Below are 24,138 nucleotides of genomic sequence, written 5' to 3'. Positions count from 1 at the left end.
GTCGATTGCTCATAAAGATGGAGCGAACGATGGCGCCCAGACTGTTGTTCAACCGCGGAAGCTGATTCTCGAAGCGTGAGAGTCGTTCCCGCCTTTTTGCCTTGTCCGGATTGTCTGTGGCATCATCGCGCCCCAGACGCGTCTCACGGGAGAACCTTTTGTCCAAAAAAACTTTCCTCGATTTTGAGCAGCCCATTGCCGAGCTCGAACGCAAGATCGACGAACTACGCTACGTCCAGACCGAGTCCGCCGTCGACATCTCCGACGAGATCGACCAGCTCAGCAAGAAGAGCTTTCAGCTGACCAAGGACATCTACAGCGACCTCACGCCCTGGAAGATCACCAAGATCGCCCGCCACCCCGAGCGGCCGTACACCTTCGACTATGTGCGGGAGATCTTCACCGACTTCGTCGAGATGCACGGCGACCGCCACTTTTCGGACGATCAGTCCATGGTGGGGGGCCTGGCCCGCTTCAACGGCACGCCCTGCATGGTCATCGGCCATCAGAAGGGCCGTGACACCAAGGAACGTGCCCTGCGCAATTTCGGCATGACGCGGCCCGAGGGCTATCGCAAGGCTCTGCGCCTGATGAAGACGGCCGAGAAGTTCAAGATTCCCGTTTTCACCTTCGTCGACACGCCCGGTGCCTACCCCGGCATCGATGCCGAAGAGCGCAGCCAGTCCGAGGCCATCGGCCGCAACATCTTCGAGATGGCTCAGCTCGAAGTGCCGATCGTCACCACCATCATCGGCGAAGGCGGCTCCGGCGGCGCATTGGCGATTGCCGTGGCCGACCAGGTGCTCATGCTGCAGTATTCGGTGTACTCGGTGATCAGCCCCGAGGGCTGTGCTTCCATCCTCTGGAAGACCAGCGAGAAGGCCCAGGACGCCGCCGAAGCGCTGGGCATCACGGCCCACCGCCTCAAGGCGCTCGGCCTGATCGACAAGATCGTCAACGAGCCGGTCGGCGGCGCGCATCGCGACCACAAGCAGATGGGCGCTTTCCTCAAGCGTGCGCTGGGCGAGGCCTACCGCCAGGTGGCCGATCTCAAGGTCCCGGAACTGCTGGATCGCCGCTACCAGCGCCTGCAGGCCTATGGACGCTTCAACGACACCAAGGCCGATCGCGCCTGATCTTGCCGCCTTGCCCGACAGCGCCGCCGATGCGGCGTTTGTCGTTTGGGCCCGGCAACGATCGGTTCCAGGGGCCTCTTCCCCGACGCTTGCCGTGGCCTACAGCGGTGGCGCGGATTCGACCGCCTTGCTGTGTGCGGCCGCCCGTCACTGGGCGGGTCCTCTGATCGCCTTGCACGTGCACCACGGGCTGCAGGCTGCCGCCGACGGCTTCGAACATCACTGCCGCGAGCGCTGTCTGGCCTGGGGCATCCCTTTCGACACGCAGCGTGTGGACGCCCGCCATGCCGTCGGGCAAAGCCCGGAAGAGATCGCTCGCCAGGTGCGTTACGCCACGCTGGCGCTGGCGGCCCGCCGGGCGGACGCGGGCCGGGTGGTGCTGGCCCAGCATGCCGACGACCAGATCGAGACCTTGCTGCTGGCCCTGAGCCGCGGCGCCGGCCTGGCCGGGCTGGCGGCCATGCCCGCACGATTCGAGCGCCATGGCATGGTGTTCGAGCGCCCGCTGCTGGCGCTGACCGCCGCCGAGATCCGCAGCGGCTTGCAGGCGCAAGGCCTGGATTGGATCGAGGACCCCACCAATCGGGACACGGGTTATACCCGCAACCGCATCCGCCTTCAGTTGCTGCCGGTGCTCGAACAGGTGTTTCCGGGTTTTCGAACCACCTTTGCCCGTTCGGCGGCCCATGCCGCGCAGGGCCAGGACCTGCTCGACGAACTGGCCCGGGCCGACCTGGCCGAAGTCGGGTGCCCGCCCCGGATCGCGGCCCTGCAGGGCCTGACCCAGGCGCGCCAGGCCAACGTGCTGCGCCACTGGCTCAAGCAGCAGGGCGGACGCAGCGGCAGTGCGGCGCAGCTCGAGGCGCTGCTCAGACAGGTGGCCGCCTGCACGACACGGGGGCATCGAATTCACCTCAAGGTGGGTCAAGGCCATGTCGTGCGTGAGGGTCCGTGTCTGGCTTGGCAGGCAGGGCCTTTATAATCCTGCGGTTTTGCCCCGCGCATCGCCTTGAGTCTTGCGGCCTGATCGGCCGGACGATGCGCACCTTCCCGGCTCTGGCGCCATCCGCGCCCGGGCTTGGCGGGGCTGGCACCGTTGCAGGGTTCACGTGCAGGCCGCTTGAGCGACAGGGCCGTGTGTGCGCCGAGTCCTGCTGGACCTCCTATCCGTATCCTGGGTGTTTTTGAATGGCTTTGATCGTCCATAAATACGGCGGCACCTCGATGGGCTCGACCGAGCGCATCCGCAATGTCGCCAAGCGCGTGGCCAAGTGGGTACGCGCCGGCCACCAGATCGTGGTCGTTCCCTCCGCCATGAGCGGTGAAACCAACCGCCTGCTCGGCCTGGCCAAGGAGTTGGCTCCGCCCATCGCCACCACCGGCATCAATCGTGAACTCGACATGCTGGCCTCCACCGGCGAGCAGGTCTCGGTCGGTCTGCTGTCCATCGCACTGCAGAGCGAAGGCCTGTCGGCGGTGTCGTACGCCGGCTGGCAGGTGCCCATCAAGACCAACGATGCCTACACCAAGGCCCGCATCGAATCCATCGATGACGCCAAGATCCGCCGCGACCTCGACGCCGGCCGTGTGGTCGTCATCACCGGTTTCCAGGGCGTGGACCCGACGGGCAACATCACCACGCTGGGCCGCGGTGGCAGCGACACCTCGGCCGTGGCCGTGGCCGCCGCCCTCAAGGCCGACGAGTGCCTGATCTACACCGACGTCGACGGCGTCTACACCACCGACCCGCGTGTCGTGCCCGAGGCACGCCGCCTGCAGACCATCAGTTTCGAGGAAATGCTCGAGATGGCCTCCATGGGCTCCAAGGTGCTGCAGATCCGCTCCGTGGAATTCGCAGGCAAGTACAAGGTGCCGCTGCGCGTGCTCAGCAGCTTCACCCCGTGGGACATCGATATCGACGAAGAAGCCCGGTCCGGCACGTTGATCACTTTTGAGGAAGACGAAAAAATGGAACAAGCTCTCGTGTCCGGCATCGCGTTCGCTCGCGACGAAGCCAAGGTCTCCGTGCTCGGCGTGCCCGACAAGCCGGGCATCGCCTACCAGATCCTGGGCGCCATCAGCGCGGCCAACATCGAAGTCGACGTCATCATCCAGAACATCAGCAAGGATGGCAAGACCGACTTCAGCTTCACCGTCAACCGCAACGACTACGCCCGTACCGTGGACATCCTGAAGAACCAGGTCGTTCCGCACCTGGGTGCCGAAGAAGTCGTCGGCGACACGAAGATCTGCAAGGTCTCCATCGTCGGCATCGGCATGCGCAGCCATGTCGGCGTCGCCAGCCAGATGTTCCGCGTGCTGAGCGAAGAGGGCATCAACATCCAGATGATCTCCACTTCCGAGATCAAGACCTCCGTCGTGCTCGACGAGAAATACATGGAATTGGCCGTTCGCGCATTGCACAAGGCATTTGACCTGGATCAGGCCTGATCCATGGCATAATGCGAGCTTCAACCAGAGTGGAGACGTGACCGAGAGGCCGAAGGTGCTCCCCTGCTAAGGGAGTATGCGGTGATGAGCTGCATCAAGGGTTCGAATCCCTTCGTCTCCGCCACTCGTTGAAACCCGATTCAAGGACAGCCGTCAAACGCTGTCCTTTTTTCTTGGGCGCGCCGGTATGCGAAGCATTCACACCGGTGTCTGTGTGGTCGGTCGGGCTCAGTGGCGGTACGGTCGTCCGTGGCTTACAAGCGAGGGCGTACAGGGCCTTTATGATGTGAAGTCCGGAGACGCCGTGCGCCTCTTTTCTCTTCTCATCCAACAAGGAGCCGCTGGCCGTGCATCCGGTACAGCCGCGCGCCCCCATAAGAACAGATTGCAACCGCTGTGAATTACTCGTTCGACGTCAAGCGTTTCCTTCGTGACCTGAAGCCCCATCAGGCCGGCCTGTGGATCGCGCTGGTGTGTTCCATCGTGTCTGCGGCCATCGAGCCCATTATCCCGGCCTTGATGGCCAAGCTGCTCGACACCTCCGTAGCCAATACCGCACAGGGCATCAACTATCCCGTGTGGGCCATACCGTTGGTGATCGTCGGGGTGTTCACGCTGCGGGCGGGGGCCAACTATCTTTCGTCGTATGTCATGACGCGCTCCACGCAGAGCATGATCGCCGATATCCGCACCCGTCTGTTCGGTCGCATGTTGCACTCCGAGCCCAGCCTGTTCGAGCGTCAGCCGTCCAGCATGCTGATCAACACCATCTCGCTGGAAACCCAGAACGCAGTGGGCTCGCTGGTCAATTCGGTGCAGACTTTCGTCAAGGAGGGCTTGTCGCTGATCGCCCTGGTCGGTTTTCTGTTCTATACCAATTGGCGGCTGACCCTGGTGGCGATGTGTGTGTTGCCCGTCGTCGCGCTGATCGTGCGCTTCACGCGCGAACGGCTCTTTGCCATCATGCGCAGCCAGCAGAGCGGCACCGACCAGATGACGTATGCGGTCGAGGAGAACGTGCTGGCTTACCGTGTGGTTCGTCTCTACGGTACCCAGACCAGTCAGCACAGCCGTTTTCGGGAAATCAACCGTTTCTTGCGCAATGCCGCGATCAAGATGAATGCTGCCGGCAGTCTGATCACGCCCCTGAGCCAGATCGCCACGTCCATTGCGGTGGCGATCATCGTGACCATGGCGCTGCAGCAATCGAGCAGCGGCAATCTGACCGTGGGCGGCTTTGCTGCTTACATCACGACCATGCTCATGACCGTGCCGCGCGCCAAGTCGCTCAGCGATGTATGGCCCGGCATTCAGCGTGGTTCCATCGCCCTGCAGCGCATCTATGCACTCATGGACGAAAAGCTCGAGGAAGACAAGGGCACGCATGACGTCGAGCGCGCGCGCGGCGACATCGACATCGACGGCGTGACCAAGCTTTACGCCAACACGGATCGGCCTGCAGTCGACAACCTGTCGTTGCAGATCAAGGCGGGCGAGACCGTGGCTTTTGTGGGCCAGTCGGGCTCAGGCAAGACCACGCTGGTCAATCTGCTGCCGCGGTTCCTGGAGCCGACCGGTGGCCAGATCCGGCTCGACGGTGTACCGCTGGGCGACTGGAAGCTCGCAGCCTTGCGCCGCCAGATGGCCATGGTCAACCAGGATGTCGTGCTCTTCAACGACACCGTGGCTGCCAATGTCGCGCTGCTGATGAAGGGCGATGAAGGTCAGATCGACATGGATCGTGTGCGCGAGGCCCTCAAGAGGGCTCACCTGCTGCACTTCGTCGAGGGCCTGCCCAACGGTCTCGAAACGCATGTGGGTCACAATGGCCAGACGTTCTCGGGCGGCCAGCGCCAGCGTATGGCGATCGCTCGTGCGCTTTACCGCGATGCGCCTGTACTCATCCTCGACGAGGCCACCTCGGCGTTGGATGCCGAATCCGAGCGCCTGGTGCAGGATGCCTTGCGCAATCTGACCACGGGCCGCACCACCATCGTCGTGGCCCACCGCCTGTCCACCATCCAGCATGCGGATCGCATCGTGGTGATGGATCAGGGGCATATCATCGAGACTGGCAACTATGGCGAGTTGATGCGCAAGGACGGCGCATTTGCGCGGTTGGTGGCGGCGCAGATGGCGGTGGATACGACGCTTCGTGGCCAGTCAGACGTCCAGACCACAGTGTAAAAAACCTTGGAGGGGCGTGATGACTGCCCCGCCTGCCGCGTGATCGATGCTGCAGAAGCGCCTAAATCAGGCTATCGGCCATTAATTTCCCCGCGGCTCAAGACGTTTGGGGTTCAAGCCGAGTTCCTCACGGACCTTGGCGCGGATCGCCTCGAGGATTCGTCGACTGGCCTGCGGGCGACCAAACAGCTCGTCGACGATCTGCTGCTGGGTGCCTGCCAAGGGATCTTCGTAATCCGGGTTGCCGATGGCGTCTGCCAATTGCATGGCCTGATCGATCGACGTGACGCGATGAACACCCTGCAGGACGCGTTCGCCGATCTCGTTGAACGCCACGTGCCCGTCGCGTTCCAGAAACAGCAGGGGTTTGTTGGCCAACTGGTATTCGATCAGCCAACTCACACCGTCGGTCATCAGTAGATCGGACGCCTGAAACAGAGGACCGTAGTCGCCGCCGGTGAAGATCGCCGTATTGGGCAGTGCATTCCAGTCCGAGAAAAATGCCTCTGACTGCCGATGCGGCATGTAGGGGCTGTCGTTCTGCAATTGGGTCAGCAGTGCCGGGTGCGGAGAAAAAACGATGTCGACGTCGGTTCGGGTGCGGGCCCAGTCCAGCATGTCCTGCGCAATGCGCGGAAACAGTCCGAATCGCGTCCAGTCATCGTCGATGCTGTGATGCGCCGACCAGATGATACGAAGGGGCCGGGGGCGCCCACGAGCCTTGATCGGCCAGGACGGCTTAGCCGTGCGCAGGCGATCTCCCTTGGGATGGCCCGTGGCGTGGAACTGTTCGCCCGAGAGCGCCCCGTGGGCGACCGCTTGCTGACGTGCTTGCTCGTTGGCGCAAAAAATCATCCAGCAGGCTCGGTGGAACACCGTGTCGGTCGCACTGTCGATCACGTTCTCGTCGGTCTGGACGTTCTGCACCAGATTCATGGCTTCGTACGGGACAAAACACAAACGTGCAAAGCTCAGCGACGCCGTGGCAAAAGCCGGCTGAACGTCGTCGTCCCACTGAGACTGGCGGAAGATGATGTCCGGGTTGATCGCCTTGACGATACCCAGTGAAACGGCATCGTCTTCGAAACCCAGCCGGATATGCTCGACACCCAGCGCAGTGAGGCGGGCATCGATCTGGTCTTCATTTTCGAAGTGGATCGCCCCCGGGAAACGACGTGGAATCGAGGCGACCGTGACCTGAAAGTCCGGGCTCTCCTGCATGGCTGCGTGGACACCTGCCAGGCTGTCCCAAGCCTCGATATGGTGAACAAGCATCAGGCATTTGATCTTGTTCGGGCGAAGCGTGATGCGTCGTGCAATCAGGTTCGTGGTTTCGCGAAGTTCGTCTATCGCATGGAGCAGCTCCTGGCGCATGGCCTCGGTCTGTGCCTGTGCCCGTTCGTTCAGCTCACGTGCTGTCCGTTGCCAGGTCTCGCGTTCTTCCTGCAGGGTGTCCTTGAGCTGCGCCAGCTCCGCGCGGAGTTCTTCCTCGGCGCGTGCCTGCTGTTGATGCCCTTGCGCGATCTGGTTGGGCAGGTCTTCCAGCCTGGCAAAAAACCCCTCCTCCAGAAAGAGGGTTTCCTTGAGCGTGCGGGACAAGCGCTTTTTCATGCTGATCGTTCGGAATCAGGCACTCAGTTGCTCGCCCAGTGTCGTTGCGCTGGCCAGTGCGGCCGCAACCACTTGGTCCATGTTGTAGTAGCGATACTGGGCCAGACGTCCAATGAATGTGACATCGATTTCCTGATCGGCCAAGGCCGCATATTTCTTGAAAAGCGCCTCGTTTTCCGGGCGAGGAATAGGGTAGTAGGGGTCGCCTTCGGCCTGTGGATATTCGCGAACGATCGATGTACCGGTGTGAGTCTGGCCCGTCAGGTGCTTGAACTCGGTCGTCCGGGTGTAGGCATGGTCATTCGGGAAGTTGACTGTTCCCACGGATTGCACTTGTGCCGTGTCCGGCAGATGCTGGTGATCGAAGCGGAGGCTGCGATAAGGCAATCTGCCGTATCGGTGATCGAAGTATTCGTCGACCGGACCCGTATAGATCACATGCGCGTCAGGATAGAGGTGACGCACCGTCTTGAAATCGGTTTCGAGGCTGACCGAGATATTGGGGTGATCCAGCATCTTGCGAAACATCTCGCCATAGCCCTCGGAGGGCATGAACTGGTAGGTGTCGGCGAAATAACGGTCGTCGTCGTTGGTGCGCGTCGGAATACGAGCAGCAACCCCTGCGGACAGCTCCGAGAGATCCAATCCCCACTGCTTGCGGGTGTAGCCGCGGAAGAATTTCTCTCCCAGATCGTGACCGACGCTGTTGAGTACGACGTCCTCACTGGTCTTGATCGGGTCGCGGTTCTCCCGTACGCTGTCGAGATAACGTTCCGCGCCCTTCTCGTCGAGGTCGAGTTTGTACAGCTTGTTCAGCGTGGTGCGATTGATGGGAATAGGGTAGAGCTCGCCCTCGACCTGAGCCAGTACGCGGTGTTCGTAGAAGCGCCAATCGGTGAAACGCGACAGGAACTCGATCACACGTTTGCTGTTGGTATGAAAGATGTGTGGACCATATGGATGGACCAGCACGCCATGTTCGTCGTGAACATCGTAGGCATTGCCGCCGATATGCGAGCGCTTATCGACGATGTGGATGGAGTGACCTTGGTCGGCCAGGATGCGCGCGCAGACGCTGCCCGCGAAACCTGCACCAACGATCAGAATGTTCTTTTTTTTCATCGTGAAATCAATAACGGTGACGACCTGTGACTTGACGGCCGCCGTCTCGGAGAGCGTGCCATGCTGCACGGAGTTTGCTGGCGCGATTCGGACCTTTGGTCATCCGCCAGCTGTGTATCAAGATAAAGACCCAGAACAGCTTGGAGTGAAAGCTTGCACGTTCATGGTAGGGCTTCAGTCTTTGCCGTAGAAGCAGACGATTGCGAATATCGTAATAAATCTTGAATGGCGTATTGTTGCCATTGGGTTTGATTTTCTTGATCAGACGTGCCCGGTTGGTGTAAATCACGTTCGTCTGCATGCTGGCCATGTAACCGTAGTGGCCATCATCGCCAAAAACGAAGAAGTCGGCGAGAGGGTATCCGATTTTGTCCACGATGCTGGATTTGATCAGCATGCCCTCGAAGCAGGCGACGTTCATGCTGCACCAGTCTTTGCCATTGGCAAAAGACCTGTTGCGCAGGCCCGTCTGCAGCGTGGTGATGGGATCGAAAAGGTGCTCCCACTGGTGTTCGCTGCCATCTTGGTACACCACCAGCGGATGGATGCAATCAGACACCGGCTCCAAGCTGAGCATGCGTTCCAGGCAGTCGGGTTCCGGTTCGACGTCATCGTCCAGCGTCCAGATCCAAGGCGCGCCCGATCGGTGCGCTTCACGTATGCCATGATGAAAACCGCCAGCGCCGCCAACGTTTTCGGGCATCCGAATATATTTGACCTGTGGGTTGAGCGCATAGCTTTCGCGCATCAGGTCTTGTGTGTTGTCTGAGCTGGCATTGTCGATCACGTAAATGGCGCTGATTCGATTGCTCAGGGTCTGTGCAAGGATGCCCTCAAGGCACTCGCGAAGCAAGGCCGCACGATTGAAGGTGACCAGAACTACAGCGACGTCAGAACGTGGAAGGGACATTTTTTTTACGGCGGAAGAATGCTTGGATCTTCTTGCGAAGTCGTGTGTAAAGGCTGCGTTTTCTGGATTGCAAATACCGTTGTGTGCTCAGGCTTTGTTCAAATGAGATGGCCATCGAAAACATGTCGGCGTAGCCCAGGGTCTTGTCTGCAAAGCCTTGACGCACCCAGCGATTGATGATTCGTGCCCGGTACACCCGATGCAGGTCTTGCCCCGCGTTGACGCTGTTGCCGTAATGCCCCGTGAGCTTGGGGCGCTGGTGCCAATAGGCCAGTTCTTCCCGGAGCGTGCCGATCTCGTACTTGCTCAGAAAACGGAGATTGAACTCCCAGTCGCCGCAGACCGGCAGCGTCTCGTCGAACAGGCCGACCTCTTCGAGTGCGGCTCGTTCGAATACAAAACAAACCGGCGTAAATCGATTCCAGGCAAACAACTGCAGAAAATCGATGTGTTCGATCCAATTGTTGAATTCTTCGCTGCCGGTGATCACCACGCTTTCACCCACTATCTTTTCGTGGACGATACGGGTGTGGCAAAACATGCCCCGTGTACCGGCCCACGTTTCCGTAGCCAGTGCGGCGGTCATTTTTTCCAGGAATTTCGCATGCCACGTATCATCGTCATCCAGGATCACCAGATAGGTCGATTCGCTGTTGTTGATACCGATGTTGGATGCAGCCTCCATGCCGACCGACACGGGGTTGTGGATGACTTTTAGACGACCTCGGTACTGTGCCTGATAAGCACTGATCAGTTCGTCCAATGGCGCCGCTTCACCGCCGTCGTTGACGATGACGTGAACCCAGTCTTGCTCGGTTTGTGCCAGTACGGAACGAATGCATCTGTCGAGAAGAAGGTTTCTATTCTTGGTGCGTGTGATGATGGCAACCTTGCTGGCCTTTTGGGCTAGAGGTTGTGCGTCGGTGTTGAACGTGTCCATGTCAGGTTGGGGTGCCGGAGAGGCTAAACGAGAGAGATGCGATGAGGGGCGTGCGTCGTGTGGCGGCGGGGTCGCTGTTTTCAGGACGGTTGTTTTTTTAGATTTTTCTTCAGTCGAAGCCAGAACCGTGAGAGAAGCGGATCTTTCACCCGAGTCACTCTCTCGCTCAGGATTTCATACTTGGGATTGCGAAAGTAACTGCTGACGCTGTATTTGCGCAGAACGTCTTTTTCATCGCGATAACAGTCGAGATGGGGGTTGTTCTTGTAGAGATCGCCGCCCAATGGGCGCGTATGCTTGATCGCTACGGCATCGATGATGCCGATTTGGCGGAGGCCGTTTGCCATGCACAGTGCGGGCCAGATGCGATCCAGGCCCCACCCGGAGGGGCTGGCCGTGAAGGAAGACAAGCAGGTATGAAGTGCCGCGCGGCTGAAGATGGGCGCCATGACTTCCACGAAATTGATCATGCGCAACACGTTGTCAGGCTCCTGCAGCAGCACGCGCCAACTGTAGTATGAGTCGTGCGTCAAGGCCGGCTGTGCGAGCGACAATTCAAAGCCGTGAAACAACGCAAACATGCGATTGATGTCAGGGGTCTGAATGGCCAGGTCGTCGTCGGGAAACCAGAATGCGTCATATCGATCCAACAACTCTGGATGCAGGCTCAGGAGGTCGGCGATGCACGGCCATTTGGGGCCGGGGCGCATTTCATAGTAGTCGGCCGACTCGGCGAAATTGTCGGTTTTTTTACCGTAATAGCTGACAAAAATATCGAAATCGCGGCGAGGATCCGCGATCCAACCGGGATGCAGTGACTCGTCACCCGCACGAATGATGACCAGATTCTTTCGATACTGGACAGCGGTGGACTTGAAGCGGGCAGGCGACATAGCAAGGGGGCAAGTGTGTCGCAGCACACGCTACAGGTGCATGCAACGATCACGGCCGGAAAGGCATCATGAGGGCGGCTTGTGATTATGCCCAGTTGTCGAGGGACTGCTGTCGGATATCACCTCAAGATGTAGCAAAGATGTATCAAAATAAGCTTTTGTAAATGTTCGCAATAAACTTAGAACAAAAGTGACTTGCAATGGCTGACGTTAGCTTCGACGCAAGGCTTTGCAGGGGCTGCTGGTCAATTGAAAACCTCAGCTTCGGCCCATGCTATGCCGGCCCCGTCTTTCGTCGACAGCGAAGGATGGGTTCCGACGTCGGGCCAGGCGATGGCGAGAGTCGCATCGTTCCATGCGATGCACCGCTCATGCGTAGGAGCGTAATAGCGGGTCGTTTTGTAAAGGAAATCTGCACTCTCGCTGAGCACCAGAAAGCCATGGGCGAAGCCTTCGGGCACCCAGAGCTGCCGTTGGTTCTCTTCGGAGAGCTCCACGCCCACCCAACGACCAAAGGTGGGAGAGGGCTTCCGGAGATCCACCGCCACGTCGTATACCGCGCCCCGCGCCACGCGCACCAGCTTGCCTTGCGGTTGTTGGATCTGGTAGTGCAGGCCACGCAGCACGCCCTTGCGGGAGCGCGAATGGTTGTCCTGTACGAACGTGACGTGACGGCCGACGGCCTCATCGAAATGCGTCTGGTTGAAGCTCTCGAAGAAGAAGCCGCGTGCATCGCCAAACACCTGAGGTTCGAGGATCAGGACGTCTGGAATGGCCGTTGGAATGATGTTCATGGGGGTGTTTGTGTGGGTGGGACGAGCGAGTGTCTGTGCAGCATCTTCCATGGCCTCGAGTCGGCTCGCTGATTGCATCCGGCACATCGCTAGGGCTGTCTTTTGATTTTCGGTGTTTATTCGGGGTCAACACGACCTTCGTCGAGCAGGCCGCGCAGGTATTTGCCATAACCGGTTTTCTTGAGTGGCTCGGCCAACTGGGCCAGTTGCCGGTCGTCGATGAAGCCGCTGCGCCATGCAATCTCCTCAGGGCATGCGATCTTCAGGCCCTGCCGCTGCTCCAGCGTCGAGATGAACTGGCCGGCCTCGAGCAGGCTGTCGTGCGTGCCCGTGTCCAGCCAGGCATAACCCCGCTTCATGATCTTGACCTTGAGTTTGCCGGCCTCCAGGTAAGCCTGGTTGACTGCCGTGATCTCGAGCTCTCCGCGGGCGCTGGGTTTGACCGCCTTGGCGATGCGCACCACGTCGTTGTCGTAGAAGTACAGCCCCGTGACGGCATAGTGGCTCTTGGGTTCGGCTGGCTTTTCCTCGATCGAGCGGGCCTGGCCCGTGGCATCGAATTCGACCACGCCGTAGCGCTCGGGATCGTGCACGTGGTAGGCAAAGACGGTGGCGCAGTCCCTTTGTTGGCCGGCTTCGGCCAGCAGCTCCTGCAGATCGTGGCCGTGGAAGATGTTGTCGCCCAGCACCAGCGCGCAGGGCGCGTCGCCGAGAAACTCTTCACCGATGATGAAGGCCTGGGCCAGGCCATCGGGGCTGGGCTGCACCGCGTATTGCACGCGTATGCCCCATTGACTGCCGTCGCCCAGCAGTTGCTCGAAACGCGGGGTGTCCTGCGGCGTGCTGATGATCAGGATGTCCCGGATGCCCGCCAGCATGAGCGTCGACAGCGGGTAGTACACCATGGGCTTGTCGTAGACGGGAAGCAGCTGTTTGCTGATGGCCAGCGTGGCCGGGTGAAGGCGTGTGCCCGAGCCGCCGGCCAGGATGATGCCTTTGCGTTGTGTCATGGTCAGTCCGCTAAGTTTTGAAATCAAGGTGCACCCGTGCGACAGGCACAGATCCTTGGGTGGAGCGCGTGCTAGAGCGTTTCACGCAACATCCGCTCGACGCCGGCTTGCCATTGCGGCAGCACCAGCCCGAAGGTCTTCTGCAGCCGTTCGGTCGATAGCCGCGAATTGAGCGGGCGTGCCGCCGGTGTCGCAAAGGCGCTGGTCGGCACGGCCGCGACCGCGTCCGGGCCGGCCTTGAGGGCGACGCCGGCAGCCTGTGCCTGGGCCAGCACAAAACGCGCATAACCGTTCCAGGTGGTTTCTCCACCGGCCACGAGGTGGTAGAGGCCCGATTTGCCCGTGTCCGCCAGCGTCTGAGCCAGGGCATGAGCCGTCACGTCGGCAATCAGCTCGGCTCCGGTGGGCGCCCCATGCTGGTCGGCGATGACGGTGAGGGTGTCGCGTTCCTTGGCCAGGCGCAGCATGGTCTTGGCGAAGTTGCCGCCGCGCGCCGCATAGACCCAACTGGTGCGGAAGATCAGGTAGGCACCGGCCCGTTCCTGGATCAGCACTTCGCCTTCGCGTTTGGTGCGGCCGTATACGCTCAGCGGTGCGGTGGCTGCGTCCTCGTCACGCGCGGTCTCGCCACTGCCGTCGAAGACGTAATCCGTGGAGTAATGCACCAGCAAGGCGCCCAGAGACCGCGCGGCCTCGGCAATCGCCCCGGGGGTCGTGGCATTGAGTGCACGCGCCAGCTCGGGCTCGCTCTCGGCGCGGTCGACGGCCGTGTGGGCCGCCGCGTTGACGATCACGTCGGGCCGCAGCGCCAGCACCTGCTCGCGGACCTGGGCCGGGTTGCGGAAGTCGGCTTCGGCCGAGCCGAGTGCCACCACGTCGCCCAGCGGCGCCAGGGCGCGCTGCAGCTCCCAGCCGACCTGGCCGTTCTTGCCCAGCAGCAGAATCTTGCGGGCACTCATGCGGAAGCACCTTCGGCCTGGCGACCGGTGTACTGCCGGTCCACCCATGCGCGGTAGGCGCCGCTCTGCACGTGCGCGACCCACTCGGCATTCGCCAGGTACCACTCGACGGTCTTGCGAATGCCGGTCTCGAAGGTCTCGGCGGGCTTCCAGCCCAGTTCTCGCTCGAGCTTGCGGGCATCGATGGCGTAGCGGCGGTCGTGGCCCGGACGGTCTTTCACGAACGTGATCTGGTCCTTGTAGGCCTTGCCGTCGGCGCGCGGGCGCAGTTCGTCGAGCAGCGCACAGACGGTGTGCACGATGTCGAGATTGGCTTGTTCATTCCAGCCGCCCACGTTGTAGGTCTCGCCCAGCGTGCCGGCTTCGAGCACACGGCGGATGGCGCTGCAGTGGTCCTTGACGTACAGCCAGTCGCGGATCTGCTGGCCGTCGCCGTAGATGGGCAGGGCCTTGCCGGCCAGGGCGTTGACGATGATCAGCGGGATCAGCTTCTCGGGGAAGTGATAGGGGCCGTAGTTGTTGCTGCAGTTGGTGGTGAGCACCGGCAGGCCATAGGTGTGGTGCCAGGCGCGCACCAGGTGGTCGCTGGCGGCCTTGCTCGCCGAGTACGGGCTGTTGGGTTCGTAGCGGTTGGTTTCGGCGAAGGCCGGGTCGGTGGCCGACAGCGTGCCGTAGACCTCGTCGGTCGAGACGTGCAGGAAACGGAAGGCCGCCAGGTCTTCGGCCGGCAGATCGCTCCAGTAGGCCCGGACGCTTTCGAGCAGGTTGAGGGTGCCCACCACATTGGTCTGCACGAACTCGGCCGGTCCGAGGATGGAGCGATCGACATGGCTTTCGGCTGCGAAGTTGAGCACGGCACGGGGCTTGTGTTCGGTCAGCAGGCGGGTCACAAGGTCGCGGTCGCCGATGTCGCCATGGACAAAGAGGTGGCGTTTGTCGCCGTCGAGCGAACGCAGGTTCTCGAGATTTCCTGCATAGGTGAGTTTGTCGAGATTGACGACCGGTTCGTCGTTTTGAGCGAGCCAGTCGAGTACGAAGTTGGAACCAATGAAGCCAGCTCCGCCGGTGACGAGAATCATGAGTTTTATTCCTGGAGGTCGATGTATGGCCTGATGCCCATTGTTTCACCGGTGGCAGGGCTCGACCTCTCGCGTTTCCATTCAAGTGTCGTATACCGTGGAAAGGGGCTTTTGTCCGACAAGCTTCGATTCGATTCAAGCAGGTCGGAAGATCTTTCGACATGCCGAAATAAAAATAAGTTCTATCCAGGGTTTTTTGCAGCCTTGGGCACACGTCCCAATAAATAGAACTCCGGATTCGGCTGCATGTCGCTGAAGCTGGCCAACCGGTTCGACATGCCGAAGAAGGCGGTGATGGCGGCAATGTCCCAGATGTCTTCGTCGTCGAAGCCAAAGGCGTGCAGGGTCTCGAAGTCGGCCTCGTCCACCAGATGGGACTGGGTGCAGACCTTGAGGGCGAAGTCCAGCATGGCGTGCTGGCGCGGCGTGATGTCGGCGCGGCGGTAGTTGATCGCGACGTCGTCGGCGATGCGGGGCTTTTTTTCGTAGATGCGCAGCAGTGCCCCATGTGCGACCACACAGTAGACGCATTGGTTGGCTGCGCTGGTGGCGGTGACGATCATTTCGCGATCGCCTTTGCCGAGCGAGCCTTCCTCTTTGAGCATCAGGGCGTCGTGGTACGCAAAGAACGCTCGCCATTCGGCCGGCCGGCGTGCCAGTGCGAGAAAAACGTTGGGGATGAAGCCCGACTTCTCCTGCACTTCGAGGATGCGTGCCTGGATGTCGGGGGGCAGGGTATCGAGATCGGGCAAGGGGTAGCGCGGAGTCGGCATGGCGGCGGTTTCCCTGGATGGCGTGCGGCCTCCCGGGACCGGGCCGGCGGTCGAACGCACGGATGAAGGACAGCCCCGTAGGGGGCGGCGGGCACCGGCTGGCCGGACAGGGCTGCGAAAACCTGGTCCGGCGAGGCACGGAGGGCTCTACGATAGAAGAGCTGTGGCGATCTGTCTTGAGGGATGGACCCGAGGATGTGCCGTGGGATCGGCGGGCACCCTCTCTCCGGTGCTCAGTCCCACCCTCGGTCCGGCGTTCAGTCCGGCGTTTCGCCCTCGGTGACCAGGCGCTTGACCAGCTCGGTTGTGCTTCCGGCACCGTATTTGCGCATCAGACGTGCCCGGTAGAGTTCGACGGTCCGATGGCTGATGCCCAGCGCGCGGCCGATCTCCTTCGACGTGAGGCCCTGCGCGACCTGGGCCGCGACTTCGCGTTCGCGCGCAGTGAGTCCGGCACGCACCGGTCTCTGGGACGAGAGGTCCTCGAACGTCCAGATGCCGGCTGCATGCGGATCCTGGCGATCGAAGGCCTGGCCCGTGACGTGGCACCAGAACAGTTCGCCCTTGAAGCGACCGTCGACACGCCGCATGATCCGGTTGTCCGAATAGTGGCCATTGCGCCCCAGCAACGGCGCCAATCGCTGGCCCATGCGCTCGAATTCGTCGGAGCTGGGGTACAGCACGGCAAAGCTGCGGCCCACCAACTGGTCTCGGCCGGCGCCGAAGATGGTGGCCAGCCGTGCATTGCAGTCGACGATGATGCGATGGCGCGACAGCACCAGGCCCACCGGGGCGAGCTCGAAAGCCTGCCGGTAGTCGATATCGGCACCGCCATGGAAACCGGGTCCGGCGGCAGGCGTCGGGGTGACCGAGGCGGTGGTGCGGTGGGTGGGATCGGGCTGCATCATGGGCAATGCTTAGGAAATACTACGTATGCGTTAACGTAGTATCTTATGGAGCAGTCCCGTGCAAACGATGCACGGGCCACTTTCTTTCTTCGTCTTGGAGAGGAGACATTCCGTGAACAAACTGTATCCCGGCGCCGCGCAGGCGCTTGACGGCATCGTGGCAGACGGCCAGATGCTGGCCGTCGGCGGCTTTGGGCTGTGCGGCATTCCCGAGGCCCTGATCGACGCCTTGCGCGATTCCGGCGTCAAGGACCTGACGGTGATTTCCAACAACGCCGGCGTGGACGGATTTGGCTTGGGCAAGCTGCTCGAGACCCGGCAGATCAAAAAAATGATCTCGAGCTACGTGGGCGAGAACAAGGAGTTCGAGCGCCAGTACCTCGCAGGCGAACTGGCCCTGGAGTTCACGCCGCAGGGCACACTGGCCGAGAAGCTGCGCGCCGGTGGTGCGGGCATTCCGGCGTTCTTCACGAAGACGGGCGTGGGCACGCTGGTGGCCGAGGGCAAGGAACTGCGCGATTTCGACGGCGAGACCTATGTGATGGAGCGCGCCCTGGTGCCCGACGTGGCGCTGGTCAAGGCGCAGGTCGCCGACAAGTCGGGCAACCTGCGCTTCAACCTCACGGCACGCAACTTCAACCCGGCCGCGGCCATGGCGGGCAAGGTGTGCATCGTGGAGGTCGAGGAGATCGTCGAGGTCGGTGAACTCGCGCCCGACGACATCCACCTGCCCGGCATCTATGTGCACCGTCTGGTGCTCAACGCCACGCCCGAGAAGCGCATCGAAAAGCGCACCATCACGCCCACGCAGCAAGGAGCTTGACATGCCCTGGACCCAAGACCAGATGGCCGCGCGCGCGGCCCAGGAACTCGAAGACGGTTTTTACGTGAACCTCGGCATCGGCATTCCCACCTTGGTGGCGAATTTCACCGGCGACAAGGAAGTGTGGCTGCAGTCCGAGAACGGCATGCTGGGCATCGGCCCCTTTCCGACCGAGGACCAGGTCGATCCCGACCTCATCAACGCCGGCAAGCAGACCGTGACCACCATCAAGGGCTCGTCCATCTTCGGCAGCCACGAGAGCTTTGCCATGATCCGGGGCGGCAAGATCAACCTGTCCATCCTGGGCGCCATGCAGGTCAGCGAGAAAGGCGATCTTGCCAACTGGATGATCCCGGGCAAGATGGTCAAGGGCATGGGCGGGGCCATGGACCTCGTGGCCGGCGTCAAGCGGGTGATCGTGCTGATGGAGCATGTGGCTCGCAAGAAGGATGGCACGACAGACCTGAAGATCCTGCCCGAATGCACCCTGCCGCTCACCGGCGTGGGCGTGGTCGATCGCATCATCACCGATCTGGCGGTGCTGGACGTGATACCCGAGGGACTGAAGGTGGTCGAACTGGCGCCCGATGTCAGCTTCGAGCAGCTGCAGGAGAAAACCGGCGTGAAGCTGATCGCGTCCTGACGATCGGTCACGAGCCGTCGCGGACGGCTCGTGGCGGATCCGCGCTCAGAACAGCCGGCCGTTCGGATCGTCCGGGTCGTGCAGCTCGAGGGGTTCGCCGGCGGCAATGGCCTCGAGGTCTGCGCGGGGCACGAGGCTGCCCACGCGCACGCCCAGCAGCCGGATGCGCTGCTCCAGATCCACGCGCTTGAGACACAGGCCGGCCGTACGCCGGATGAGCGTTGCATCGTCGGTATGCACCGCCAGGGTCTGGTCGCGGGTGACGATGCGGAAGTCGTCATAGCGCAGCTTGATGCCAATCGTCTTGCCGCGATAGCCTTTGCGTTGCAGATCGTCGGCGACCTGCTGGCACAGGCGGGTGAAGATCTGGCCCAGCTCGGCCTTGTCGCGCACGGCATGCAGGTCGTTCGAGAACGTGGTTTCCCGGCTCATCGACACGGGCTCGCTCTGTGTGGTGACGGGACGCTCGTCGCGTCCCCAGGCCGCCTCGTGCAGCCAGGCGCCATACGATTTCCCGAAATGCGCCATCAGCCAGTGGCGTTCGCGCGCGGCCAGATCGCCGATGGTGTGGATGCCGTGGGCCTCGAGCTTGACGCCGGCCTTGGGGCCGATGCCGTTGATCTTGCGGCACGGCAGGGGCCAGATCTTGCTCTGCAGATCCTCGGGCTGCACGATGGAAATGCCGTTGGGTTTCTTGAACTCGCTGGCCATCTTGGCCAGCAGCTTGTTCGGGGCAACGCCGATGGAGCAGGTCAGCCCCGTGGCCTGCGTGATGCTGCTCTGGATGAGGCGTGCCAGGCTCAGGCCGCTTTCGCGCTGGCCGCCCGGCACGTCGGTGAAGTCGATGTAGACCTCGTCGATGCCGCGGTTTTCCATGACGGGCGCGATGTCGGTGACGATCTGCTTGAACTGCTGCGAAAAGCGTCGGACTTCATCGAAGTCGACCGGCAGCAGGATGGCCTGTGGACACAGCTTGGCGGCCTTCATCAGGCCCATGGCCGAGCCCACGCCGAACTGCCGCGCGGGATAGGTGGCGGTGGTGATGACGCCCCGGCCCACATAGTCGCGCAGGCGCGGGAATTCATCGACCGGGATGTCGGCTGTATCGCGGCCGGCTTCGCGTGCCTGTAGGGCCTCGTCCATCTTGCGGCGGCTGCCGCCGATGACCACGGGCAGGCCCTTGAGCTGCGGATAACGCAACAACTCGACCGAGGCGTAGAACGCGTCCATGTCGAGGTGGGCGATGCGGCGGCTGGGCTGGGTAGGCGTGGGGTTCGGGGTCATGTGACCCCCGTATTGTCGCCCGATCAGGTGCAATTCATGGGGCTCAGGGGGGCAGGGCGATGCCGCGCGGCGCCCCTTCGCGGCCGCCGAGCAAGTCGGCATTGCAGTCCATGGCCTGGCGCAGGTAGTCCCACACCAGTTTGATGCGGCGCAACCGGTAGAGATCCTCGTGGCAATACATCCAGAAGCTGCGTTCGATCTGGATCTCGTCGGCCAGCACGCGGCTCAGGCGCGGATCCTGGGCTGCGATGAAACACGGCAGGATGGCCAGCGCGTGTCCCTGGAGCGTGGCGTGGTACTGGGCCACGACGCTGGTGCTGCGCAGGATGACGCGGCTGCCCGGCAGCACGTCTTCGAGATAGCGCAGATGGGGACTGAAGACCAGGTCGTTGACGTAGCTGATGAAGCTGTGGCTGGCCAGATCGGCTGCCGTCGCGATCGGTGCGTGACCGTGCAGATAGGCCGGCGTGGCGTAGAGGCCCAGGGCGTAGTCGCACAGCTTGCTGCAGACATAGGGGCCGCGCTGCGGTTTCTCGATGGTGATGGCCAGGTCGGCTTCGTGGCGCGACAGGCTCACGAAACGGGGGACCGGCATGACGTCGAGGGTGAGGCGCGGGTGGCGCTGCTGCATGGCAGTGGCCAGCGGGGTCAGCACGTAGCAGCCGAAACCCTCGGTCACGCCGATGCGCAGGTGTCCGCTGGGCTGTTCGCCGCCGTCGTGCAGGTCTTCGCGGGCACATTGCAGCGCAGTCTCGATCTGCGCGGCGTGCACGAACAGGCGTTCGCCGTCGGGCGTCAGGGTGTAGCCGCTGGCTCGCGATTTCTCGAACAGCAGCGTGCCCAGTTCGGCCTCGAGCGAGCGCACGCGGCGCGCCACCGTGGTGTGCTCGACGGCCAGCCGGCGCGCCGCCGCACTCACGCGCTGGGTGCGGGCGACTTCCAGGAAATGGCGCAGATTGTCCCAATCGGGCATGGAATCCTCTGTGGTGGCGGATGGGATCGCACCCCTCGAAGGACTTCGCGCCGGTCCTGGGCAAGGGGGTCGACGGATTGTGCATGGATGCACAAGCCATGTGTATTGGTGGTCTTGCCGATGCGCGGCGGCGCGCACACACTGGACCGACCGCTCCGCCGGAAACGGATTCCCCGAGAGCGGCCAATACAACGAACGGAGACATCACATGACTAATTTCTTGCGCCCGCATGCGGCGGGGTCGCGGCCACGGATGGCGTTGTGCATGGCTGCACTGGGGGCGCTGGCCTTGACGGCGCAGGCGGCCCACGCGGCGCCGCCCCCCGTCAAGATCGGCGTCCTGGGGGACATGTCCGGCACGTATGCCGGCATGGGAGGCCCTGGTTCGACGGCAGCTGCGCGGCTGGCCATCGACGATTGCCTGGCCGCCGAGTGCCGGGGCATGCAGATCGAGCTGGTCTCGGCCGACCACCAGAACAAGGCCGACATCGGTGCCGCCAAGGCCCGCGAGTGGTTCGACCGCGAAGGGGTGAGTGCGATCGCCGATCTCACCAATTCGGCCGTGGCACTCGCGGTGCAGGGCGTGGCTCGCGAAAAGAACCGTGTGGTGATGTTTTCCGGGCCGGCCACGACGGCGCTGACCAACGCCCAGTGCTCGCCGGTGGGGTTCCACTGGATGTTCGACACCTATTCGCAATCGGCTGGCGGTGCACGTGCCACGGTGCAGACGGGCGGCAAGTCATGGTTCTTCATCACCGTCGACTACGCATTCGGCCACTCGCTGCAGGCCGACACCGAGAAGATGGTGAAGTCGCTGGGCGGCTCGGTGGCGGGCGCGGTTCGTCACCCGCTCAATGCCTCGGACTACGCCTCGTTCCTGCTGCAGGCGCAGAGCTCGGGCGCTCAGGTGGTGGCGCTGGCCAACGGCGGTCAGGACACGGTCAATGCCGTCAAGCAGGCGCGCGAGTTCAAGGTCGTGGAAAGCGGCCAGCGCCTGGTGTCGCTGCTGATCTTCCTCTCCGATCTGCGGGCGCTGGGGCTCGAGAACGCACAGGGCCTGTCGTACGTGGACGGTTTCTACTGGGACTACGACGAGCAGAGCCGTGGCTGGTCGGACCGGTTCGCCAAGGCCTTCCGTGACCTGAAACCGACGATGACGCAGGCGGGCGTGTATTCCAGCGTGCGGCATTACCTGAGGGCGGTGGCGGCATCCGGTTCGACCGACGGCAAGGTCGTGGCCGACAAGATGCGCGAGCTGCCGATCCAGGATCCGATCATGCGCAATGCCACGATCCGGCCCGACGGCCGTGTGATCCACGACATGTACCTCTACCAGGTCAAGACGCCCGCCGAATCCAAGGGGGGCTGGGACTACTCGAAGCTGGTGGCCACGATTCCGGCTGCACAGGCCTTCCAGCCGCTTTCCGATTCGACCTGCCCGCTGGTCACGAGCCGGCAGTAGCCCGTGGCGCCTGGCCGGCCGGCAGTTTCCCGGCCGGCTCCATCGAGCCTTTCGAATGTGCGCTTCGTATTCGTGCGTTGCATCCGCTTTTTGTACTTCTGGAGACATCACCATGACACGAGAGATTCCACGCCTGCCGCTGTTGATCGACGGCGAGCTGGTCCAGTCCACCACCGACCGCTGGCGCGACGTGCTCAACCCGGCCACGCAGGAGGTCGTCGCGCGTGTGCCGATGGCCACCGCCGGGGAGCTCGACCGTGCGGTGCGCAGCTCGGCCCGCGCCTACGAGCGTTGGCGGGCGGTCGGGCAGGGGACCCGCATGCGGGTGATGCTGAAGTTCCAGCATCTGCTGCGGGCCCACACGGCCGAGCTGGCCGAGCTCATCACACGCGAGCATGGCAAGACGCTGCCCGATGCCGAAGGCGAGATCGGGCGCGGGCTCGAGGTGGTCGAGCACGCCTGCTCCATTGCGAGCCTGCAACTGGGCGAATATGCCGAGAACGCCGCATCGGGCATCGACGTGTACACGCTGATCCAGCCGCTGGGGGTGTGTGCCGGTATCACGGCCTTCAATTTTCCGGTGATGCTGCCGTGTTTCATGTTTCCCCTGGCGGTGGCCTGCGGCAACACCTTTGTGCTCAAGCCGTCCGAACAGGATCCGAGCGCGTCCCTGCGCCTGGCTCAACTGGCCCAGGAAGCCGGGCTGCCGCCCGGTGTGCTCAATGTCGTGCACGGCGGGCCCGAAATCGCCAACGGCCTCTGCGAACATCCGCTCGTCAAGGCCGTGTCGTTCATCGGCTCGACGCGGGTCGGCACGGAAATCTATCGCCGCGCGACCGATGCAGGCAAGCGCTGCCAGTCGATGATGGGGGCCAAGAACCACTGCGTGATCCTGCCCGATGCCGATCGCGACGTGGCGCTCAACCAACTGGTCGGCGCGGCCTTCGGCGCGGCCGGCCAGCGGTGCATGGCGACATCCGTGGCGGTGCTGGTGGGCGAGGCCCGCGAGTGGCTGCCCGATCTGGTCGAGCGCACGCGCAGCCTGCGGGTGAATGCGGGCACCGACCGCACGGCCGATCTGGGCCCGCTGATCTCGCCCGCCGCACGCCAGCGCGTGGAAGGCCTGATCGCCAGGGGCCAGGAGGAGGGCGCCAGCCTGCTGCTCGATGGACGGGGCGTGGCGGTCGACGGTTATGGCGAAGGAAATTTCGTGGGGCCGAGCATCTTCGGCGGCGTCAAGGCTGCGATGAGCATCTACCAAGAGGAGATCTTCGGGCCGGTGCTGTGCGTGGTGGAGGCCGAGACGCTCGACGAGGCCATCGCCTTCGTCAACGCCAACCCCAATGGCAACGGGGTTGCGCTGTTCACGCAGGACGGGGGCGCTGCCCGCCATTTCCAGTCCAACATTGATGTGGGCCAGGTGGGCATCAATCTGCCGATCCCGGTGCCGGTGGCCTGGTTCAGCTTCACGGGCTCGCGCGGCTCGAAGCTGGGCGACCTGGGCCCCAACGGCAAGCAGGCCGTGCAGTTCTGGACTCAGACCAAGACGGTCACCGCGCGCTGGGCACCGCGCGGAGGCGGCCCCAGCGGCATCAACACCACGATCACCATGAAGTGAGATCGCTCAGCCGCAGCGTACGGCGCTGACGATGCCTCGGCTGTCGAGCACCAGGCTGACGCGCTGGGCGTTGAACTCCATCGTGACGGCCTGGCCCGGCTTCAGGGCCCGTGCGATCTTGGCCTGGCTGCGCTCGCGCACCGAGGTCTGCAGCGCGGCGGTGTAAGGTTGGCCGACCGCGAACTGCGCGGCTTCGGCCTGGCAGGCTCCGCCGGCCGTTTCGGCGCCGGGGGCGTTCGCACCAAGTGGGGTCGGGGCTGAACCGGCCGGTGCACTACCCGCTTGGCCGGTTTGGGCCGATGGGACGGTCACGCCCGGCAATGCGGGCGGCGGCGGTGCGGCCTGGCGGGCAGGCTGCAAGCCGGCGGCCATGGCCGAGCCGGCGTTGCCGTTGGCCGAGCTGCCGGCTGCCGCTGTGCCGCCCGTTGACGAGCAGGCCGCAAGGGTGGCGATCGCCGCCACGGCGGCACTCAGCACACCCAGGCGGACAGAAGAGAAAAAGGCGTTCGAAGTCATGTCTGCATTATGGTGGCAGGGCTCGGGCCCTGCCTTTCAGGCCGGG

Annotated in this window: 22 protein-coding genes and 1 tRNA gene; 9 read left to right on the top strand and 14 right to left on the bottom strand. The window is 62.8% G+C overall.

Features of this window, described 5'->3' with window-relative positions; genetic code table 11:
- Positions 1-158: 158 nt before the first annotated feature.
- The 5 genes from EC845_RS14900 (at position 159) to msbA (ending at position 5,774) form a co-directional block, all read left to right on the top strand.
- Positions 159-1,136: an acetyl-CoA carboxylase carboxyltransferase subunit alpha gene (locus EC845_RS14900; RefSeq protein WP_123298924.1), complete on the top strand. Its 978-nt coding sequence runs from the start codon at positions 159-161 to the stop codon at positions 1,134-1,136.
- The gene (gene tilS, locus EC845_RS14895; protein WP_123298923.1) at positions 1,099-2,118 is read left to right on the top strand and encodes a tRNA lysidine(34) synthetase TilS; all 1,020 of its coding nucleotides are present in this window, start codon (positions 1,099-1,101) and stop codon (positions 2,116-2,118) included. Before EC845_RS14900 ends, tilS begins: the two co-directional genes overlap by 38 nt.
- Before the next feature lie 206 nt (positions 2,119-2,324).
- Positions 2,325-3,587 (top strand): aspartate kinase, encoded by a 1,263-nt coding sequence (locus EC845_RS14890; protein ID WP_123298922.1) that lies wholly within the window; start codon positions 2,325-2,327, stop codon positions 3,585-3,587.
- A 31-nt stretch (positions 3,588-3,618) separates the two neighbouring features.
- Positions 3,619-3,711: transfer RNA gene (locus tag EC845_RS14885), tRNA-Ser, on the top strand.
- A gap of 272 nt (positions 3,712-3,983) precedes the next feature.
- Positions 3,984-5,774, top strand: a complete 1,791-nt coding sequence (gene msbA / locus EC845_RS14880) for a lipid A export permease/ATP-binding protein MsbA (RefSeq protein ID WP_158615702.1) — start codon at positions 3,984-3,986, stop codon at positions 5,772-5,774.
- Between the two features lie 81 nt (positions 5,775-5,855).
- Here the strand turns inward: msbA and EC845_RS14875 are convergent, their stop codons facing one another.
- The 11 genes from EC845_RS14875 to EC845_RS14825 form a co-directional block, all read right to left on the bottom strand.
- The gene (locus EC845_RS14875) at positions 5,856-7,385 is read right to left on the bottom strand and encodes a hypothetical protein (RefSeq protein ID WP_148077316.1); all 1,530 of its coding nucleotides are present in this window, start codon (positions 7,383-7,385) and stop codon (positions 5,856-5,858) included.
- Positions 7,386-7,400: 15 nt separating this feature from the next.
- Positions 7,401-8,507, bottom strand: coding sequence for a UDP-galactopyranose mutase (gene glf / locus EC845_RS14870; RefSeq protein ID WP_123298919.1), 1,107 nt, complete (start codon positions 8,505-8,507; stop codon positions 7,401-7,403).
- Positions 8,508-8,514: 7 nt separating this feature from the next.
- The gene (locus EC845_RS14865; RefSeq protein ID WP_123298918.1) at positions 8,515-9,417 is read right to left on the bottom strand and encodes a glycosyltransferase; all 903 of its coding nucleotides are present in this window, start codon (positions 9,415-9,417) and stop codon (positions 8,515-8,517) included.
- Entirely contained in the window at positions 9,398-10,357 is a 960-nt protein-coding gene (locus tag EC845_RS14860) for a glycosyltransferase family 2 protein (RefSeq protein ID WP_123298917.1), read from the bottom strand. The genes EC845_RS14865 and EC845_RS14860 overlap by 20 nt, the downstream gene beginning before the upstream one ends.
- Before the next feature lie 80 nt (positions 10,358-10,437).
- Complete coding sequence (locus EC845_RS14855; RefSeq protein ID WP_123298916.1) at positions 10,438-11,250, bottom strand: DUF707 domain-containing protein; 813 nt, start codon at positions 11,248-11,250, stop codon at positions 10,438-10,440.
- 245 nt (positions 11,251-11,495) lie between these two features.
- Positions 11,496-12,044, bottom strand: a complete 549-nt coding sequence (rfbC, locus tag EC845_RS14850) for a dTDP-4-dehydrorhamnose 3,5-epimerase (RefSeq protein WP_123299186.1) — start codon at positions 12,042-12,044, stop codon at positions 11,496-11,498.
- Between the two features lie 116 nt (positions 12,045-12,160).
- Complete coding sequence (gene rfbA, locus EC845_RS14845) at positions 12,161-13,054, bottom strand: glucose-1-phosphate thymidylyltransferase RfbA (protein WP_123298915.1); 894 nt, start codon at positions 13,052-13,054, stop codon at positions 12,161-12,163.
- A gap of 71 nt (positions 13,055-13,125) precedes the next feature.
- Complete coding sequence (rfbD, locus tag EC845_RS14840; RefSeq protein WP_123298914.1) at positions 13,126-14,013, bottom strand: dTDP-4-dehydrorhamnose reductase; 888 nt, start codon at positions 14,011-14,013, stop codon at positions 13,126-13,128.
- A complete protein-coding gene (gene rfbB / locus EC845_RS14835) occupies positions 14,010-15,092 on the bottom strand; it encodes a dTDP-glucose 4,6-dehydratase (RefSeq protein ID WP_123298913.1) in 1,083 nt (360 codons plus the stop codon). Before rfbB ends, rfbD begins: the two co-directional genes overlap by 4 nt.
- A gap of 182 nt (positions 15,093-15,274) precedes the next feature.
- Entirely contained in the window at positions 15,275-15,865 is a 591-nt protein-coding gene (locus tag EC845_RS14830; RefSeq protein WP_123298912.1) for a peroxidase-related enzyme, read from the bottom strand.
- Between the two features lie 257 nt (positions 15,866-16,122).
- Entirely contained in the window at positions 16,123-16,773 is a 651-nt protein-coding gene (locus tag EC845_RS14825) for a PAS and helix-turn-helix domain-containing protein (RefSeq protein WP_233598095.1), read from the bottom strand.
- 112 nt (positions 16,774-16,885) lie between these two features.
- Here EC845_RS14825 and EC845_RS14820 point away from each other — a divergent pair, with 112 nt between their 5' ends.
- Together EC845_RS14820 and EC845_RS14815 are read left to right on the top strand one after the other, a co-directional pair.
- Positions 16,886-17,596 carry a CoA transferase subunit A gene (locus tag EC845_RS14820; RefSeq protein ID WP_123298911.1) on the top strand — a complete coding sequence of 237 codons (711 nt, stop codon included), beginning with the start codon at positions 16,886-16,888 and terminating at the stop codon, positions 17,594-17,596.
- A gap of 1 nt (position 17,597) precedes the next feature.
- Positions 17,598-18,239 carry a 3-oxoacid CoA-transferase subunit B gene (locus EC845_RS14815; protein ID WP_123298910.1) on the top strand — a complete coding sequence of 214 codons (642 nt, stop codon included), beginning with the start codon at positions 17,598-17,600 and terminating at the stop codon, positions 18,237-18,239.
- A gap of 45 nt (positions 18,240-18,284) precedes the next feature.
- Here EC845_RS14815 and dinB read toward each other — a convergent pair whose 3' ends face one another.
- On the bottom strand, positions 18,285-19,523 hold the full coding sequence (gene dinB / locus EC845_RS14810) for a DNA polymerase IV (RefSeq protein ID WP_123298909.1): 1,239 nt from the start codon (positions 19,521-19,523) through the stop codon (positions 18,285-18,287).
- A 43-nt stretch (positions 19,524-19,566) separates the two neighbouring features.
- The gene (locus EC845_RS14805) at positions 19,567-20,496 is read right to left on the bottom strand and encodes a LysR family transcriptional regulator (RefSeq protein WP_123298908.1); all 930 of its coding nucleotides are present in this window, start codon (positions 20,494-20,496) and stop codon (positions 19,567-19,569) included.
- A 208-nt stretch (positions 20,497-20,704) separates the two neighbouring features.
- On the opposite strand from EC845_RS14805, the gene EC845_RS14800 reads away from it, so the two are divergent.
- Positions 20,705-21,958, top strand: coding sequence for an ABC transporter substrate-binding protein (locus tag EC845_RS14800; protein WP_370451330.1), 1,254 nt, complete (start codon positions 20,705-20,707; stop codon positions 21,956-21,958).
- A 112-nt stretch (positions 21,959-22,070) separates the two neighbouring features.
- A complete protein-coding gene (locus EC845_RS14795; RefSeq protein WP_123298906.1) occupies positions 22,071-23,576 on the top strand; it encodes a CoA-acylating methylmalonate-semialdehyde dehydrogenase in 1,506 nt (501 codons plus the stop codon).
- A gap of 6 nt (positions 23,577-23,582) precedes the next feature.
- Here the strand turns inward: EC845_RS14795 and EC845_RS14790 are convergent, their stop codons facing one another.
- Entirely contained in the window at positions 23,583-24,092 is a 510-nt protein-coding gene (locus tag EC845_RS14790; RefSeq protein ID WP_233598094.1) for an I78 family peptidase inhibitor, read from the bottom strand.
- Positions 24,093-24,138 lie beyond the last annotated feature (46 nt).

Source organism: Comamonas sp. BIGb0124, assembly GCF_003752175.1.
Lineage (GTDB): Bacteria > Pseudomonadota > Gammaproteobacteria > Burkholderiales > Burkholderiaceae_C > Comamonas_F.
Note: the sequence above shows the minus strand (reverse complement) of the source record. Positions and strands in the feature narration are given on the sequence as shown.